At 69.6% G+C, this 16,006-nt stretch carries 16 protein-coding genes; 7 read left to right on the top strand and 9 right to left on the bottom strand.

Annotated elements, in window-relative coordinates; translation table 11 throughout:
• The first annotated feature begins 89 nt into the window (after positions 1 to 89).
• Together IEY89_RS01775 and IEY89_RS01770 are read left to right on the top strand one after the other, a co-directional pair.
• The gene (locus IEY89_RS01775; RefSeq protein ID WP_189145403.1) at positions 90 to 959 is read left to right on the top strand and encodes an RNA polymerase sigma factor; all 870 of its coding nucleotides are present in this window, start codon (positions 90 to 92) and stop codon (positions 957 to 959) included.
• Complete coding sequence (locus tag IEY89_RS01770) at positions 956 to 2,002, top strand: CU044_5270 family protein (RefSeq protein ID WP_189145402.1); 1,047 nt, start codon at positions 956 to 958, stop codon at positions 2,000 to 2,002. Before IEY89_RS01775 ends, IEY89_RS01770 begins: the two co-directional genes overlap by 4 nt.
• A 155-nt stretch (positions 2,003 to 2,157) precedes the next feature.
• Here IEY89_RS01770 and IEY89_RS01765 read toward each other — a convergent pair whose 3' ends face one another.
• On the bottom strand, positions 2,158 to 3,120 hold the full coding sequence (locus tag IEY89_RS01765) for an alpha/beta hydrolase (protein WP_189145401.1): 963 nt from the start codon (positions 3,118 to 3,120) through the stop codon (positions 2,158 to 2,160).
• Positions 3,121 to 3,276: 156 nt separating this feature from the next.
• Between IEY89_RS01765 and IEY89_RS01760 the strand changes: the two genes are divergently transcribed.
• Positions 3,277 to 4,794: a fused MFS/spermidine synthase gene (locus IEY89_RS01760; RefSeq protein WP_444545538.1), complete on the top strand. Its 1,518-nt coding sequence runs from the start codon at positions 3,277 to 3,279 to the stop codon at positions 4,792 to 4,794.
• Between the two features lie 136 nt (positions 4,795 to 4,930).
• Here IEY89_RS01760 and IEY89_RS01755 read toward each other — a convergent pair whose 3' ends face one another.
• On the bottom strand, positions 4,931 to 7,546 hold the full coding sequence (locus tag IEY89_RS01755; RefSeq protein ID WP_189145399.1) for a bifunctional FO biosynthesis protein CofGH: 2,616 nt from the start codon (positions 7,544 to 7,546) through the stop codon (positions 4,931 to 4,933).
• A 143-nt stretch (positions 7,547 to 7,689) separates the two neighbouring features.
• Entirely contained in the window at positions 7,690 to 8,535 is an 846-nt protein-coding gene (locus tag IEY89_RS01750) for an LLM class F420-dependent oxidoreductase (RefSeq protein ID WP_189145398.1), read from the bottom strand.
• Positions 8,536 to 8,764: 229 nt separating this feature from the next.
• Between IEY89_RS01750 and IEY89_RS01745 the strand changes: the two genes are divergently transcribed.
• On the top strand, positions 8,765 to 10,330 hold the full coding sequence (locus IEY89_RS01745) for a CehA/McbA family metallohydrolase (protein ID WP_189145397.1): 1,566 nt from the start codon (positions 8,765 to 8,767) through the stop codon (positions 10,328 to 10,330).
• Positions 10,331 to 10,463: 133 nt separating this feature from the next.
• Here IEY89_RS01745 and IEY89_RS01740 read toward each other — a convergent pair whose 3' ends face one another.
• Positions 10,464 to 11,282: an endonuclease/exonuclease/phosphatase family protein gene (locus tag IEY89_RS01740; RefSeq protein ID WP_189145680.1), complete on the bottom strand. Its 819-nt coding sequence runs from the start codon at positions 11,280 to 11,282 to the stop codon at positions 10,464 to 10,466.
• A 101-nt stretch (positions 11,283 to 11,383) separates the two neighbouring features.
• Here IEY89_RS01740 and IEY89_RS01735 point away from each other — a divergent pair, with 101 nt between their 5' ends.
• A complete protein-coding gene (locus IEY89_RS01735) occupies positions 11,384 to 11,779 on the top strand; it encodes a nitroreductase family deazaflavin-dependent oxidoreductase (protein ID WP_189145396.1) in 396 nt (131 codons plus the stop codon).
• Positions 11,780 to 12,034: 255 nt separating this feature from the next.
• Here the strand turns inward: IEY89_RS01735 and IEY89_RS01730 are convergent, their stop codons facing one another.
• The 4 genes from IEY89_RS01730 to IEY89_RS40315 form a co-directional block, all read right to left on the bottom strand.
• Positions 12,035 to 12,271: a helix-turn-helix domain-containing protein gene (locus tag IEY89_RS01730; protein WP_189145395.1), complete on the bottom strand. Its 237-nt coding sequence runs from the start codon at positions 12,269 to 12,271 to the stop codon at positions 12,035 to 12,037.
• Positions 12,272 to 12,285: 14 nt separating this feature from the next.
• The gene (locus tag IEY89_RS01725; protein ID WP_189145394.1) at positions 12,286 to 12,624 is read right to left on the bottom strand and encodes a helix-turn-helix domain-containing protein; all 339 of its coding nucleotides are present in this window, start codon (positions 12,622 to 12,624) and stop codon (positions 12,286 to 12,288) included.
• Positions 12,621 to 13,004 carry a type II toxin-antitoxin system RelE/ParE family toxin gene (locus IEY89_RS01720; protein WP_189145393.1) on the bottom strand — a complete coding sequence of 128 codons (384 nt, stop codon included), beginning with the start codon at positions 13,002 to 13,004 and terminating at the stop codon, positions 12,621 to 12,623. The genes IEY89_RS01725 and IEY89_RS01720 overlap by 4 nt, the downstream gene beginning before the upstream one ends.
• Before the next feature lie 109 nt (positions 13,005 to 13,113).
• A complete protein-coding gene (locus IEY89_RS40315) occupies positions 13,114 to 13,287 on the bottom strand; it encodes an ATP-binding protein (RefSeq protein ID WP_229694998.1) in 174 nt (57 codons plus the stop codon).
• A 527-nt stretch (positions 13,288 to 13,814) separates the two neighbouring features.
• Between IEY89_RS40315 and IEY89_RS01710 the strand changes: the two genes are divergently transcribed.
• Both IEY89_RS01710 and IEY89_RS41825 read left to right on the top strand, forming a co-directional pair.
• Entirely contained in the window at positions 13,815 to 14,666 is an 852-nt protein-coding gene (locus IEY89_RS01710) for a helix-turn-helix domain-containing protein (protein ID WP_189145392.1), read from the top strand.
• Between the two features lie 11 nt (positions 14,667 to 14,677).
• On the top strand, positions 14,678 to 14,860 hold the full coding sequence (locus IEY89_RS41825; protein WP_189145391.1) for a DUF397 domain-containing protein: 183 nt from the start codon (positions 14,678 to 14,680) through the stop codon (positions 14,858 to 14,860).
• A 239-nt stretch (positions 14,861 to 15,099) separates the two neighbouring features.
• On the opposite strand, the gene IEY89_RS01700 is transcribed toward IEY89_RS41825, so the two are convergent.
• Entirely contained in the window at positions 15,100 to 15,939 is an 840-nt protein-coding gene (locus tag IEY89_RS01700; RefSeq protein ID WP_189145390.1) for a hypothetical protein, read from the bottom strand.
• Positions 15,940 to 16,006: the final 67 nt, after the last annotated feature.

The following is a 16,006-nucleotide window of genomic DNA, read 5'->3' as shown; positions in this document are numbered from 1 at the left end:
TCCCGCCCTTCCGCGCGGATCCGGCACGGGCGTGAGCACCGTCACAGAGAATCTCGGAGACGAGGGGCGCCGGGCGGACAGGGCTGGTCGTGGAACTTTCCCTGCGTGACCGGATACGGGCCGGTGACCCCGAGGCCTTCGCCGAGCTGTTCGGTGCCCACGCCCGCGCCGTGTACGGCCATGCCGCCCGGCTGACCGGGGACCGGGGGCTCGCGGAGGACGTGGTGTCCCTGACCTTCCTGGAGGCATGGCGACTCCGGGAGAAGCTGAGACCCGGGGCCACGGCGTCCGACGGGGACGAAGGGAGCCCCGAGGACGCGGGTGGGGACAACGGGGGCCCCGCGAGCGAGGACGCGGGCGGAATCTCCGGGGGCGCGGGCGCGATTTCCGGGGGCGCGGGCGGGATTTCGGCGGGCGACGGCCTGCGGCCCTGGCTCTACGGCATCAGTACCAACGTCCTGCGCAACACCCGCCGGGCCGCCCGCCGGCACAGCGCCGCCCTCGCCCGGCTCCCGGACCGCCCGGCGGATCTCGGCACGGTGCCCGATTTCGCGGACGGCCTCGTCGGGCGCATGGAGGACGCCGAACGGCTCGCCGCCGCCCGCATCGCGCTCGGCCGGCTCCGCAGACCCGAGCGCGAGGTGTTCGCCCTGTGCGTCTGGTCGGGGTTGAGCTACGCCGCCGCTGGCGAGGCCCTCGGCGTACCTGCCAGCACCGTTCGGTCACGGCTCGCCCGGGCCAGGGAACGCCTTCGGCGCCTGTCGGAGGCGGAGCTGGCCAGGCGGGCGGCCGACAGGCGGCCACCGAAGAGCCCGGTGGCGCCAAGTGCCCTCGTACCAGCGGATGTTGGCTCCCTCTCAGCACCTCTCGCGAAAAAACCGAGACTCCGCCCTCGTACCGGACAGGTACCGGGTGGCCGCCCGGAAGCGGCCCGGTCGACACAGGAGAAACGCCGATGAACCCCGTGGAACGCGAAGAGCACGAGGAGTTGGCCAGGCTGCTGCCGAGCCCGGGGGAACCGGTCCTGCCGAGCGACCGCCATGACCTGCTGAGGAACCATCTGATGCGAGAGCTCACCCAGAAAGTCCGGGACGCCCAGGGCACCCTGGACACCGCGGGAACTGCGGGAACTGCGGGAACCGCGGAGACCACGGCGGCACTCGGCTCGCCCGAGCCCGCACCCCGTCTTCGCCCCCGCCCCCGCCCCCGCCCCCGCCCCCGTCGCCGTCGCCGTCGCCGGTTCGCCATGATCGCCGTACCCCCTGCCACGGCCGTCGTGGTCGCCGGCGCGGTCGTCGTCGGCGCCGTCGTGTCCAGGTCCCCCACGCCCGATCAGAAGGCGGTCGACCTCCTGAACCGCATCGCCACGGTCGCCGCCGCGAAGGAGGCCGTCACCGTCCACGACGACCAGTACGTCTATGTCAGCGTCGAGGGCTCCCTGGAGATCACGGAGGTGCCGGACAGCGGCACCCAGATCTACCGCCGCTCGGACTGGACCGCCGTCAACGGCAAGCGCCTCGGACTGGCCCGGACCACGGTGCTGTCGGGCCCGAACCTCCCGGGAGACCGGGCTCCCAAGGGCGTCGCCCAGGACATGCGGCTGAGCGCCGACCCGAACGTCACCACGTACCGCGAACTGGAGGCACTGCCCACCGACCCCGACGCACTGCTCAAGAAGATCTACGCCGACACAGGCGACGGGGGCTCGGCCGACCGGGGCCAGGCACTGGAACTGATCGGCGACATGCTCGCCACCGCGACCCTCCTCCCCGAGGTGAACGCCGCGCTCTACCGTGCCGCCGCGAAGATCCCGGGCGTCTCGGTGGTCGAGAACGCCAAGGACCTGGCCGGCCGCCCGGGCATCGGCCTGCGTTTCAAGGACCGCGACGATCACGAGACCTGGGTGTTCGACAAGGGGTCCCTCACCTACCTCGGCTCGGACGAGAAGGCGTTGCTCGGCACGGGGGTGGTGGACAAGGCCGGTGAGACGCCGGGCGGTTGAGGGCCGGTCGAGCGGCAGGACGGTGCGGGGCGGGGGCGGGCGAACGCCCCTGTGGCGAAAGCAGACAGCCGGTAGCCACGTTCGGAGAGGTCACAGCCGGTAGCCACGTTCGGAGAGGCCGACGACCCTCAGCGCCCCGCCCGACAAGGACGAACTCAAGCCACCAGCAAGGACTCCAGCAGGCCCGGGAGGCGACGGCCGAAGTCCGCAGGAAACTCGTGACCCACGCCGGGGATGGTCTCCAGCGTGACGTCCGCGCCCGCGTCAGCGAGCACCGCGTGGGCGTCGAACACCTCGGGGGTGACGTCGTCGTCCTGCTCCCCCACCAAGATCCGGCCGCGCACCGCACCCTCCGCGGCCCTCACGCGCCGTTCCCCGTCGAGGTGCGCCGGTGTGAGGGCCGGGCCCACCGCCAGGAATCCGGAGGGCCGTACCGCTACGTCGGACGCATCGGACAGGGCCCACAGGACGGCCACTCGGGCGCCCGCGGAGAAGCCCGCCGCGAGGAGCGGCAGGGCGCGGTCGGCCTCGTCCAGTTCGGCGAGGGCGGCGGTGATGTCCCGGAGGGCGAGGCCGGTGTCGGGCCAGCTGCGGTAGAGCGGGGTCGACCGCTGGGAGGAGTCGACGGCGACGAGGACAAGTCCCGCGTCCACCGCGGCTGCCCACTGCTCCGCGGCCAGAGCGGCGTCCTGGTCGGCGCCGTGCAGGGCGACCAGGACACCTCGGGGGATGCCGTGCGGCCGGCGTACGACCGGGGGAAGAGGAACTCCGGTGGCCGTCGCGTGCCGGGCCGTCGACTCGCGCAGCAGCGGGGCGAACCCCGCAAGGTCACGGACGGCCGCCAGGTCGTCGTCATCGACAAGGATCGCGGGGCTCCACCAGGCACCGTCGGCGAGCGCGGTGTTCAGCTCCGCCAGCGCGTCCTCGGGCCGCCCGGTGAGCGTCAGCAGACAGGCCGCCAGGTGTGCGGTGTCCGCCCGACGCGAGGGGATCCGGGGAGCCTCGTCCTCCACCGCTTTCAGCGCGTCGGCCAACCGGCCTTCGCCGTACAGACGTGACACCGTCTCGTCGAGCGCGCGGTAGAGCGCCTCCTGGCCCGCGCCTGTTTGACCGTCCATCGGCACATCGAACCACAGCGCAGGGAGAGGTGAGGGAGAGGGAGAGAGGGGAAGACAAGTGAGAGGAAAGGCCGTTGCGCAGTACCCGGGGTGGAGGCGACCGGTGGATTTCCTCAACTCGCGGCTGTGGGTGGGGCGCGTGCGAGGATGTCGGCCGTGACCGAATCGTCGTCCACGCCTGTCGCCGGGGGCACGCCTCACGGCTACGGCATGGGTCCCCGTGTCGCTGCCGCGCTCGTGTTCGGGTCCTCGGCCGCGGTCCTCGTTGTCGAGATCGTCGCTCTGCGGCTGCTGGCTCCCTATCTCGGTCTCACCCTTGAGACCAGCACCACGGTGATCGGCATCGCCCTCACCGCGATCGCCTTCGGCTCCTGGCTGGGTGGGCGTATCGCCGACCAGGTCGATCCGCGCCGGCTCATCGGCCCCTCGCTCGGGGTGTCGGGAGCGGTGGTGGCGTTCACCCCCGCCGTGCTGCGCATGACCGCGGAATGGGCACCGGCGATACTCCTGCTCATCGCGTCGCTGACGATCCTCGTGCCGGGCGCGCTGCTGTCCGCGGTGACGCCGATCGTCACGAAGCTGCGTCTCACCAGCCTCGCCGAGACCGGAACGGTTGTCGGCGGGCTGTCCGGTGTCGGCACTGTCGGTGCCATCGTCGGCACCGTCCTCACCGGCTTCGTCCTGGTGTCGCGGTTGCCGGTCAGCGGCATCCTGATCGGCCTCGGGGCGCTGCTGGTGGTGGGCGCGGCGCTGGTCGAGTGGCGAACTCGCGGGTGGAGCGGCACCCCTGCCCTGGCACTCGTGGTCGTTGCCGGCGGCCTCGCCACCACGGTCGCGCCCGGTCGCTGCGACACGGAGACCAAGTACCACTGCGCACGGGTCGTCGCGGACCCCGACCGGGACGGCGGCCGGACACTCGTCCTGGACGGACTGCGGCACTCGTACGTCGACGTCGACGACCCGACCTTCCTGGATTTCGAGTACGTGCGGGGCATCGTGTCGGTGGTCGATGCGGCCTTTCCCGAGGGTGAGCCGCTTGTCGCCCACCACCTGGGCGGCGGCGGGCTCACCTTTCCCCGTTACCTCGCGGCCACGCGGCCCGGGACGCGCAGCCTCGTGTCGGAGATCGACAGCGGCGTCGTACGCATCAACCGCGACCGGCTCGGTCTGCGATCAGGAGCGGGTATCGACGTACGCGCCGAGGACGGCAGGCTCGGCCTGCGGCGACTGGACGACGGCAGTCGTGATCTCGTCGTGGGCGACGCCTTCGGCGGTGTCAGCGTGCCGTGGCACCTCACCACGGTGGAGGCGATGACCGACGTACGGCGGGTGCTCGACGAGGACGGCCTGTACGTCGCCAACCTCATCGACCACGGTGCTCTGGCCTTCGCACGTGCCGAAGCAGCCACCCTCGACGAGGTCTTCGAGCACGTCGCCCTGGTCGGCGAACCCGGCGACATCGGTCTCGTCCCCTCCTCCGCCTCCGGGGGCGGCAACATGGTGGTGCTCGCCTCCGACCGCCCTGTCGACCTACGCGCGGCCCAGAAGGCGCTGGATGCCCGGCAGACCAGCTGGAGAATCGCCACCGGCGACGGCCTGACCTCCTGGATCGGCGACGCCCGACCACTCACCGACGACTACGCACCCGTCGACCAACTCCTCCAGCCCCAATAGGACACAGAGCACGCGGAGCACACATGGCGGCCCGAGCGGCCGGTGCCGGGACGCTTGTCCGGGGAATGCCGGGGCGAGGCGGAAGCACCATCGGCGTCACGTGTCCTGCTTCGCCCTCATGCTTCCTGCACCGCCCTCACTCCAGCACAGGCAGCAGCTCCGGCAGATGACCGTCCGACAGAGCCGCAGCCTGCTGCCGTTCCTCCGAGACCTCGCCGTACAGGGTGGTCCGGGGCTTCGCCGGCCGCCCCGCCGCCTCCGCGACCGCGATCAGGTCCTTGACCGACTTGTACGACCCGTAACTCGACCCCGCCATACGCGAGATCGTCTCCTCCATCAGCGTGCCGCCCAGGTCGTTCGCACCCGAGCGAAGCATCTCCGCCGCACCCTCCGTGCCCAACTTGACCCAGCTGGTCTGGATGTTGGGGATGTGGGTGTGCAGGAGAAGGCGGGCCATGGCGATGACCGCCCGGTTGTCGCGCATCGTCGGGCCGGGGCGCGCGATGCCCGCGAGGTACACCGGGGCGTTGGTGTGGATGAAGGGGAGGGTGACGAACTCCGTGAAGCCGCCCGTCTGTTGCTGGATGCGGGCCAGGGTGCGGAAGTGCCCGAGCCAGTGGCGGGGCTGGTCGACGTGGCCGTACATCATCGTCGACGAGGAGCGGATGCCGAGCTCGTGGGCCGTCGTCACGACCTCGATCCAGGTGGCCGTCGGCAGCTTTCCCTTGGTGAGGACCCAGCGGACCTCGTCGTCGAGGATCTCCGCCGCCGTGCCCGGGATCGTGTCGAGGCCGGCTTCCTTCGCGGCGGTCAGCCACTCGCGGATCGACATCCCGGTGCGGGTCGCACCGTTCACCACCTCCATGGGCGAGAAGGCGTGTACGTGCATGCCGGGGACCTTCTCCTTCACCGCGCGCGCGATGTCGAAGTAGGCGGTGCCGGGCAGGTCGGGGTGGATGCCGCCCTGCATACAGACCTCGACCGCCCCGACGTCCCAGGCCTGTTGGGCGCGGTCGGCCACCTGGTCCAGGGACAGGGTGTAGGCGTCGGCGTCGGTGCGGCGCTGGGCGAAGGCGCAGAATCGGCAGCCGGTGTAGCAGACGTTGGTGAAGTTGATGTTCCGGGTGACGATGTAGGTGACGTCGTCACCGACCGCCGACTTCCTTACCTCGTCGGCGACTTGGCACAGCGCGTCCAGTGCCGGCCCGTCCGCGTGGAACAACGCCAGCGCCTCGTCGTCCGTCAGCTTCGTCGGGTCGTCGGCCGCCGTGCGCAGCGCCTGACGTACGTCCGTGTCGATGCGCTCCGGCACCATCCCGGGCGCCGCCGCCTCGCGCAGGGCACCCCAGTCGCCGTACACCTCGTCGAAGTCGTCGCGCCGGTCGGACGTACGGCCGTCGGTGTCGATCGTGGTGTGCAGGTCGGTGCGGCCGGAGGCGACGAACGCCTCCTCCGGTTCCTGCCACGGGTGGCCCTCGACGACCGCGTCCTCGCGCGCGAGGCCCGTCTCCGGGTCGGCGAGGGCCCGGACGTGCGGGAGCAGCCGCGGGTCGAGCCAGGGCTCGCCGCGCTGGACGAACTCCGGGTAGACGCAGAGGCGTTCGCGCATCTGGAAGCCGACTGCCGCCGATTTCGCGGCCAGTTCGTCGATCTGGGGCCAGGGGCGTTCCGGGTTGACGTGGTCGATGGTGAGCGGGGAGACCCCGCCCCAGTCGTCGATGCCGGCGCCGATCAGCCGCTCGTACTCGGAGTCGACGAGGTTGGGCGGGGCCTGGAGGCAGGCGCTCGGGCCCATGATGTGGCGGGCCACCGCCACCGTCGCGACGAGTTCGTCCAGTTCCGCGTCCGGCATTCCGCGCATCGCGGTGTCCGGCTTGGCGCGGAAGTTCTGGATGATCAGCTCCTGGACGGAGTGGTAGGCGCGGGAGACGCGACGGAGTGCGAAGAGGGACTCCGCCCGCTCCTCGTACGTCTCGCCGATCCCGATCAACAGGCCCGAGGTGAAGGGGACGGACGACCGGCCCGCGTCCTCCAACACCCTTAGCCGTACGGCGGGTTCCTTGTCCGGGGAGCCGTAGTGCGGGCCGCCCGGCTCGGACCACAGACGCGTCGCCGTCGTCTCCAGCATCATGCCCATGCTCGGGGCGACGGGCTTCAGACGCTGGAAGTCCGTCCAGGACATCACGCCCGGGTTGAGGTGGGGCAGCAGGCCCGTCTCCTCCAGGATGCGGATCGAGATGGCGCGGACGTACGCGATCGTGTCGTCGTAACCGTGCGCGTCGAGCCACTCGCGCGCCTCCGGCCAGCGGTCCTCGGGCTTGTCGCCGAGGGTGATCAGTGCTTCCTTGCAGCCGAGCGCGGCACCGCGCCGCGCGATGTCGAGCACCTCGTCCGGGGACATGAACATGCCGTGTCCGGCCCGGCGGAGCTTGCCGGGCACGGTCACGAACGTGCAGTAGTGGCACTTGTCCCGGCAGAGGCGGGTCAGGGGGATGAAGACGCTCTTCGAGTACGTGATGACGCCTGGGCGCCCCGCCGCCTCCAGGCCGGCGTCCCGTACTCGGGCCGCCGACGCGGTGAGGTCGTCGAGGGCCTCCCCGCGGGCCTGGAGCAGCACCGCCGCCTCGCCGACGTCGAGGGCGACACCGTCCCGGGCGCGTTTGAGGGCGCGACGCATGGAGTTCTCGGTCGGGCCGGTGGCGCCGCCGGGGCGCACGGTGGGGCCGGTTCCGGAGGTCTCGGGAGTCGTCATCCTTCGAGCATACGATCGATGTGATCAGGTCCCGCAGGGGCCGCCCTGTCCGTTCGGGCAGCCGAACGTTACAGGGCGGAACTGGCGGCCATCGCCCACGGAGCCCGCGCGGTCCGCCGAGCCGGCGGTGAACCAGCGCCGAGCTACAGGTACGGGGCGTACCCGTCCAGCAGGCCCAGCACCTCCGCCTCCCCGGCCGGCGGGAGCTGCACCACGGTCTCCTCGATGCCCAGCTCCGCATAGTGGGCGAGCTTGCCAGGGGTGGGCTGGACCGCGTACGGGACGACCTGGAGGGCGGCCGGGTCGCGGCCCGCGTCCGCCCACACCGACCGCAGTACGGGCAGCGACTCGGACAGGCCGCGCCCACCGATCGGCAGCCAGCCGTCGGCGTACTCGCTGATGTGGGCGAACAGTTTCGGCCCGGCCGCTCCGCCGACGAGGGTGCGGGGGCCGACGACCGGGCCGCGCGGCTTCTGTACCGGCTTGGGGTACGCGCTGCTCGCCCGCACACTCCCGAACTCGCCCTCGTACGCGGTCGGTTCGTCCGCCCACAGGGCGCGCATCAGCGCCATCCGGTCCCGGGTCAGCTCGCGCCGCGTACGCCACTCCACACCGTGGTCGGCGGCCTCCTCGACGTTCCAACCGTAGCCGAGGCCGAGGGTGAAGCGTCCGCCGGAGAGGTGGTCCAGGGTCGCGATCTGCTTGGCGAGGTCGATCGGGTCGTGCTGGGCGACGAGCGTGATGCCCGTGCCGAGGCCGAGCCGCTCGGTGACGGCGGCGGCCTGGCCGAGCGCGACGAAGGGGTCGAGCGTACGGCCGTACTCGGGCGGCAGGTCGCCGCCCATCGGGTACGGGGTGGTCCGCTCGACCGGTATGTGTGTGTGCTCGGGCAGGTACAGCCCGGCGAACCCGCGCTGTTCCAGCTCACGGGCGAGTCGGGTCGGGGTGATCGTCTCGTCGGTGAGGAAGATCGTGACGGCTAGGCGCATGTCCATATCTGTACCGGGCGGCGCCCCACCTGTCCATACCGACCGGTCGGCATCGGTCGAACGTCACTCGGGCCACTGTTCGGAGCACATGGTGTGCTGCGTGCTCGAAAGACGCCGATCTCCCTGTCTTGTACGGGAGTTCACTCCCGGGCACGACAGTGACTATGAAAGTGGTACGCGCCACCACTGCGTCACCCACGTCACACCCCGACACCCTGGGAGCAGCAGCATGTGCGAAGACGACCACGCGACCGGCACGGAAAACGCCCTGGCCAGACGCGCCCTGTTCGTGACGGGAGCCGCCGCCGCGCTTACGTTGGGAAGCGTGACCTTCTCCCACGGCACTCCGGCCGAGGCGGCGGACGGAAATGCCGGCACCGCCGACCGCACAGAGACGAAGACGGTACGGGGCACACTGCCCACCGGCTCCCCCGACTTCGTCTATCTGCCCGTCGAAATCCCGCACGGGGTGCGGGAGTTGAGGGTCTCGTACAGCTACGACCGCCCGACCGTCCCGGCCGGCACCGCGGGCAACGCGCTCGACATCGGTGTCTTCGACCAGCGCGGCACCGAACTGGGCGGCAAGGGCTTCCGGGGCTGGTCGGGCGGGGCGCGCACGGAGTTCTTCGTCCGCGCGGACGACGCGACGCCCGGCTACATCCCCGGCCCGGTGAAGGCGGGCACCTGGCACATCGCGCTGGGCCCGTACACGGTCTCCCCGCAGGGCCTCTCCTACGAGATCACCATCACGCTGACCTACGGCGAGCCCGGCGAGGCCGTCGACCCGGTCTACCCGCCGGAGCGCGCGAAGGGGCGGGGCCGCGCCTGGTACCGGGGCGACTGCCACCTGCACTCCTGGTACTCGGACGGCCGCCGCACCCCGGCCGAGATCGCGGCCCTGGCGCGGGCGGCGGGCCTGGACTTCATCAACTCCTCGGAGCACAACACCCAGTCGGCGCACGCCCATTGGGCCGACCATGCGGGCGACGACCTCCTCGTCATGCTGGGCGAGGAGGTGACGACCCGCAACGGTCACGTGGTCGCGCTCGGGGTCGATCCGGGGACGTTCGTCGACTGGCGCTACCGGGCCCGTGACAACCGCTTCGGCAAGTTCGCGCGTCAGATCCGCCGCGCCGGGGGCCTGGTGGTCCCGGCCCACCCGCATGCCACCTGCGTCGGCTGCAACTGGAAGTTCGGCTTCAACGACGTGGACGCGGTGGAGGTGTGGAACGGCGCGTACTCGCCGGAGGACGAGGTGGCGCTGGCGGACTGGGACGGCATGCTGGTGGCGTCGGTGCGGGAGGGCGCCTCGGACGGCCAGGGGTGGATTCCGGCCATGGGCAACAGCGACGCCCACCGCGACCCCGACCCGGTGGGCGTCCCGCAGACGGTGGTCCTGGCCGACGACCTGACCCGGGAGGCGATCCAGGAGGGCCTGAGGGCAGGACGTTCCTACGTAGCCGAGTCCAAATCAATCACCCTCTCCTTCACGGCGTCCGGCCCGAAGGGCGAACACGCGGACATCGGGGGCCGGTTGAAGGTGTCCAAGGCGGCCCCGGTGACGGTCCGCCTGGAGGTGTCGGGCGCCCCGCGCTGCACGGTCCGCTTCGTCACGGACCAGGGCGTGCTGTTCACGAGCGCGGTCCTGCCGGTGGCGGGCGCGGGGGTCGTGGAGTGGCGTACGACGGCCCAGTACGCGGCGTACGTCCGGGCGGAGGTACGACACGAAGCGGTACTGGCGCCACTGCCGGGGGCGTTGGCGGCGTTCACGAACCCGATCTTTCTGGGGCGGTAGGCCGGGGTCGGCTCAGGCTGACGATCCCTTGTGGGGCGGTGGGCCGGAGCCGACTCAACCGGACGATCTCTCCGCAGCGTGAGCCGCCGTCGGCTCAGGCTGACGATCTCTCCGGGGCATGGCCGGTGTCGGCTCAAGCTGACGCCAGATCCGCCATCACCGCCGCGTGATCGGACGGCCAGATGCCGCCCACGGACCCGTGCCCCGCCCGCTCCACCCTGCGCACATGCCCGAGTCCACCCCGGCCCGAAGGCCCGACAAAGACGTAGTCGATCCGCACGCTGGGGCCGAAGCCTGCGGCGACATACGGATTGGCGGCGTCCCAAGTCGCCGACGGAGCCGCCGGGTCGGCCAACTCCCAGGCGTCCAGGAAGACTTGGCCGGGGACGGGCGGGGCCGTCTTGTAGCCACCGAACAGACGGATCTCGTCGGAGTCGGGCCAGGCGTTGAAGTCGCCGGTGATGACGGGCGGGAAGGCGGTGCCGTCACGGCGTTTCGCCACGAACTCCGCGAGTGCGGTGACCTGTCGGCGGCGGACCGCCGAGGCGTGGGGCGCGGAGGTGAGGTGCGTGGTGAAGAAGGGCACGTGATGGCCGGGGGCGGCGAGCCGGGCGTACAGGGCAAGACGCCCGTCGTCCAGGTCGTCCGGCGCCGGCAGCCGCATCGCCTCGCTCTCGACGACGGGCCAGCGACTCAGCACCGCGTTGCCGACGTTGACCTTCTCGCCCCCGATACGCCGCTGCCAGCGCTCGGGAACCTCGGACGGCGCCCAGGTCCAGTGCAGCCCCAGCTCGTCGGCAAGCCACCCGGCGAGATTCTCTCCGTCGCACTCCCAGACCTCCTGCAGCCCCACCACGTCGGGCCGCAGATCCCGCAGGACGGACAGAATCGCCTTCTGCCGCGCTTCCCAGGGCCCGAACCGCCACCACAGGTTCCAGGTCACCACGCGCATACCCGCCACCGCCCACCCGCTCGCCCAGCCGTCGTCTCTCTGGGAGACCATTCAAGAGCACGCAGCGGCAACCACACGAGCGCAGGAGGCACAGGAACAGGATGTCCGGCTTCAGAGAGTTCAGATTCAAGGCCGCCACCGCCTTCCAGCGGCGGATCGGCAACCCCGTCACGCGCCGTCTCCCCTTCCAGACCCTCCTGGAGACCACGGGCCGCACGTCCGGACTCCCCCGCGTCACCCCGCTCGGCGGACGCCGTGTCGGCAACGAGTTCTGGCTGGTCTCGGAGTTCGGCGAGAAGTCCCAGTACATACGGAACATCAAGGCGAACCCGCGGGTACGGGTGCGGGTCGGGGGGCGATGGCACTCGGGCACGGCCCACCTCCTGCCGGACGACGACCCGATCGCCCGCCTGCGCACACTGCCGAAGGTCAACAGCACAGGCGTACGGACCCTGGGGACGAATCTGCTGACGGTGCGGGTGGATCTGGACGGCTGAACCTACGTCCGCCCGCACTCGGCCCACAGCAGCTTCCCGCCCTTCGATGCCCCCGGCTCCCGCCCCGCGGACACACCCCACGAGTCGGCACACGCCCGTACTAATGCAGCCCGCGCCTGCCTTCGGAGTCTTCCGGGCGTACGGCACGGCTACAGAGACTGGGGCGACCTTCCCGCTGCCGAGAAACCGGACGAGACCCGAGGGCCGGTGTCCCACACCACGACGCGGAGGTTTCTCGGGATTTCGAAGTCCACGTCAAGCGGCTTCGTCGTGCGGAGTGAGACTGATGGTCAAGTCGGCACCAAGGGCACGCGCCAGGCGGCGCAGCAGCGGAAGGGTGGGGACCGTGCCGCCAGCTTCGAAACGGGAAATCTGCGGCTGTTTCATCCCGCACCGACCAGCCAGCTCGGCCTGGGACAGTCCGAGCTCGGTGCGCCGGTCGTGGACGAGTCGACCCAGCTCGCGGGCAAGTGCTGTGGGGGCGTCGTGCATGGCCTCTCCCGGGCTCAGGCGGCCGGGGTGACGATGGTGACAGTAGGCTCGTCACCAGGGGCAAGGTGCATGTCGACGGTGAGGTCCAGGGCTCGGGCCAGACGCATAATGACGGCGATGGGCGGCAGTTCGGTGGCGGTCTCGATGCCTTCGATCTCGTCGGTGGTGGTGTGCAGGCGCTCGGCCAGGTCGGCCTCGCTCAGCCCGAGTTCCTTGCGCCGGTCGTAGACGGCCTTGCCCAGCTTCATGGCCAGGCTGGCCTCTTCGTAGACGCGGTCGTACTCAGGGTCGGCCTCGAGGTGTTCGCCGATCAGCTGGCGGTGCCGACGGGTTCTCCATTGGCTGTGATTCATCGAGTCTCCTTGAGGTCACGGCTGTAGAGGTCGTGCTCGGCGGCTGCCTGGTGCTCGGCTTCGCACAGCCGCTGAGCGGCGTGCGCGCGGTCCACTTCGGACTGCTCGCGCATCTTCGTCTTGCGGAACACGGTGAGCAGCACTACGCGTCGGTCGGGTGCCAGCCAGTAGGTAACGCGCTGGTGGGCATCACCGAGCCGGAAACGCAGCTCGCGGAGCTTGCCACCCAGGTGGCGGGAGTGGGGTTCGTCGAGCGTGGTGGGCTGTTCGGCGAGCAGGTCGGCGACACGTTCGGCCTGCTTGTAGTGCTGGGCAGGAATGTTCTCCAGCCACAGCCGGACCTCCGGCTCGATCTCGATCGAGTACCCTCCGCCATCCATAGCACGCATGATATATGGAGCAGGGGGCCGAACGCGATTTCGTAGCTCAGGTCGTGCGCCGTCGCCGCGACCGCCGACGCCGCTCACGGAAGACGGACAGGGCGTGTGATCATCCGGTCACCCTCGTCCGCCCGCACTCCGCCCACAGCAGCTTCCCACCCGTCGACGCCCCCGGCTCCCGCAGCATCACCACGCCCCACGCGTCGGCGCACGCCTGTACGAGGTGCAGGCCGCGCCCGCTTTCGGCGTCGTCCGGCGGTACGACCAGGGGGGGCTCCCTCATCGCGGAAGCCCGGTGGGACCCGAGGGTCCGTGTCCCAGACCGCGACCCGGAGTCGGTCGGGTTCGGTGGCGAGGAGGCGGAGCATGTACGGACCCCTGGTGTGAAGGTGCGCGTTGGTGAGCAGTTCGGAGGCGAGGAGTTCGGCGGTGGGGGTGAGATGGGCGAGGTCGTGGGCGGCCAGGACTGTGCGCAGGGTCGCACGGGCGATGCCCGGTGCGCGGGGATCGTGCGGGAGCGTGAGGGCGTAGCTCCAGGAGGGGGATGACGGCGATACGGTGGCCATCGGAAGTCTCCGATCACGGAGGGGAGTTGGATGGTGTCGGTACGTTGTGCTCGCTTGCGTTGTGTCGCGTTGCATTGCCCAGTGACCGTGGCCGCTCCGTCGAGCGGGGTGCTTCTGGGCGGGGGCGCCTGGGATCCAGACTAAGGTCGAGCAAGGATTACTTTCACCGTATGACCGGATTCCTTTAGAGTTCCACTCGTGTGGGTGACGCCTCAATTCGGGACATTTTAGGGAGATTTCTAACATGGCAGGCAGGGCAGCTCCCACCGCCCGACGCACACGGCTCGGCGTCGAGCTGCGCAAGCTGCGCGAGCGCGCCGGCATGACCACCACTCAGGCGGCTGCCTTGCTGGGCACCAGCTCCGGGCAGCTGAGCAACATCGAAGTGGCTCGGTTCGGCGTCAGCGCGGACCGTGTACGGGTGATGGCACGCACGTACTCCTGCACGGACCCGGCGCTCGTCGAGGCCCTCGTCGCCATGATCGGGGAGCGCAAGCGCGGCTGGTGGGAGGAGTACCGGGACATTCTCCCGCCCAAGCTGCTCGACCTCGCGGAGATCGAGCCCCACGGCACAAGCCTGTATGCCGCGCACAGCATGCACATCCCCGGCCTGCTCCAGACCGTCGACCACGCGCGCGAGATCTACCGCCAGGCCGTCCCCGAACTGTCCCCGCCGGAGATTGAGCACCGTGTCTCGTTCCGGGTCAAACGCCAGGCCGTCCTCTACCGGGAACACGCCGTCCCCTACCGGGCGGTGATCCACGAAGCGGCCCTGCGCATGAAGTTCGGCGGCCCGGACGTGACCCGCGCCCAGCTCCAGCACTTGATCAAAGTGGGCGAGCACGAGCACGTGTCGATCCGCGTGATCCCGTTCGACGCGGGTTCGTACCCCGGATCGGGCCAGTCGGTCTACTACGTGAGCGGCCCCGTACCAACACTCGACACCGCACAGCTGGACCAGTCTCACGGCCCCGGGTTCATCGACTCCGAGGCCCAACTGGCCCAGTACCGGCTGCTCCTCAAGCGTTTGGAGGCCGCCGCCCTCCGCCCGACGGAGTCCCAGAACCTCATCCACGACATCGCCAACCGCCTGTGAAGGAACCCGAGATGCCCGCCATAACCTGGCAGAAGTCGTCCTACTGCGCCCAAGGCGAGGCCTGCGTCCATATAGCCGTCACCAGAGAAACAGTCCTGCTCGCCGACTCGTCAGCCCCCGCCTCTTCATCCATCCTCTCGGTCGGCCACGACGCGTTCTCCAGCCTCATCCGCATACTCAAGACCTGCAGATGAGCCTGTGCAGATGATCGACGGGAACAACTCTCATAGCTCCTCCGGCGAACCACTCGATCGCTCTGGACTCCCCACACGTGGTCCAAGTAGTGAAGATCCTTCAACATCAAACCGACGCAGGAACCTTCCACCCGACTGCGAAGAGCACCAACGAGCCAACTCTCAGTCGTAGTCCGGAAACGCACTACGCCATACGGATCGGAGCAGAGAAACTCTACGCGAACACCGCAATTCAATAGTCACCTGGGACGCCGCCCGAATCGACCGGCGTCTTCCGGAACGAACCGCACCATGGGATTTGCCGGGTCGAAACGTGGAAGGCCAGAGGGCAGGACCGGGGCCAGGATCTCGAACGTCCTGTGCATTGCCTCCTCCGAGTACCCCGAGACCGTCTCGGTCGCCTGCAACACGGTTCCACCCGATGCGAGAGGGAAAACTCGATGAAAAGCACCGGTTCGCTCCAAGGAGCCAGCGCCGCCCAACTCTTCAGTGAGTTCCTCAGGGCACACCGTCACCCACGCGTAGCCACGCAGGAAATGCCGCGCCTCGGAAACAGACCTCCAAATTTTTTTCCTCAAGACTGTATCTAGGTTCGTCTTTTCCTTCATAGGCTCGCCTACACAGACCCGACCGAATGCGGGATTAGTCGAATCCAACGCCGAAACCAAGAAATTGACGATGTCGGCTGAGAAAGAAGAATCATCACCCATCGACATGCCATCTCCACTCAGCAAAAGCTGGACTTCGACGTTTGGTCGCCTCACAAGAATACTTGAACTATGCACATGCGCCGCTGGACGATCCGAATCCGAGCGGGTAACAAGTACATCCGCGACTTCAGGGCCAATCATCAACTCCTGACGCATCGAGCCCCATTCACCCGAGGGTAGCGAGAATTCTTTACGCTTCTCGCCTTCCCCCATCTGAGTTGCAGCCAGTGACGTAGCGGAGCCCCGCCGCTCAAGATCCAAGAACCTGGCCAGCGGCCCTTCGAAGGCAGCCTCGAACCATGACGCGATTCCGTTTCCCACCCCGCCTTCCGTCCTGGAATCGAGGGTCACACTCGCCAGCAAGCTCACCGTGGACCTCCTTCATTCACAATGTATGCCGTCGATGCCCACCAGGCCCATCTTCCAATGGAACCCG

This window comes from Streptomyces lacrimifluminis (assembly GCF_014646095.1).
Classification (GTDB): Bacteria; Actinomycetota; Actinomycetes; order Streptomycetales; family Streptomycetaceae; genus Streptomyces; species Streptomyces lacrimifluminis.
The sequence above is the reverse complement of the archived record's forward strand: the minus strand, read 5'-3'. Positions and strand labels throughout refer to the sequence as shown.

What these genes read in the sequence shown, in the direction of transcription:
- IEY89_RS01730 (WP_189145395.1), bottom strand. Translation starts at nt 12,271, where the DNA reads ATGCACGACGCCCCCACAGCACTTGCCCGCGAGCTGGGTCGACTCGTC.
- IEY89_RS01710 (WP_189145392.1), top strand. Translation starts at nt 13,815, where the DNA reads ATGGCAGGCAGGGCAGCTCCCACCGCCCGACGCACACGGCTCGGCGTC.
- IEY89_RS01725 (WP_189145394.1), bottom strand. Translation starts at nt 12,624, where the DNA reads ATGAATCACAGCCAATGGAGAACCCGTCGGCACCGCCAGCTGATCGGC.
- IEY89_RS01765 (WP_189145401.1), bottom strand. Translation starts at nt 3,120, where the DNA reads ATGGACGGTCAAACAGGCGCGGGCCAGGAGGCGCTCTACCGCGCGCTC.
- IEY89_RS01750 (WP_189145398.1), bottom strand. Translation starts at nt 8,535, where the DNA reads ATGCGCCTAGCCGTCACGATCTTCCTCACCGACGAGACGATCACCCCG.
- IEY89_RS01770 (WP_189145402.1), top strand. Translation starts at nt 956, where the DNA reads ATGAACCCCGTGGAACGCGAAGAGCACGAGGAGTTGGCCAGGCTGCTG.
- IEY89_RS01720 (WP_189145393.1), bottom strand. Translation starts at nt 13,004, where the DNA reads ATGGATGGCGGAGGGTACTCGATCGAGATCGAGCCGGAGGTCCGGCTG.
- IEY89_RS01735 (WP_189145396.1), top strand. Translation starts at nt 11,384, where the DNA reads ATGTCCGGCTTCAGAGAGTTCAGATTCAAGGCCGCCACCGCCTTCCAG.
- IEY89_RS40315 (WP_229694998.1), bottom strand. Translation starts at nt 13,287, where the DNA reads ATGAGGGAGCCCCCCCTGGTCGTACCGCCGGACGACGCCGAAAGCGGG.
- IEY89_RS01740 (WP_189145680.1), bottom strand. Translation starts at nt 11,282, where the DNA reads ATGCGCGTGGTGACCTGGAACCTGTGGTGGCGGTTCGGGCCCTGGGAA.
- IEY89_RS01755 (WP_189145399.1), bottom strand. Translation starts at nt 7,546, where the DNA reads ATGACGACTCCCGAGACCTCCGGAACCGGCCCCACCGTGCGCCCCGGC.
- IEY89_RS01745 (WP_189145397.1), top strand. Translation starts at nt 8,765, where the DNA reads ATGTGCGAAGACGACCACGCGACCGGCACGGAAAACGCCCTGGCCAGA.
- IEY89_RS41825 (WP_189145391.1), top strand. Translation starts at nt 14,678, where the DNA reads ATGCCCGCCATAACCTGGCAGAAGTCGTCCTACTGCGCCCAAGGCGAG.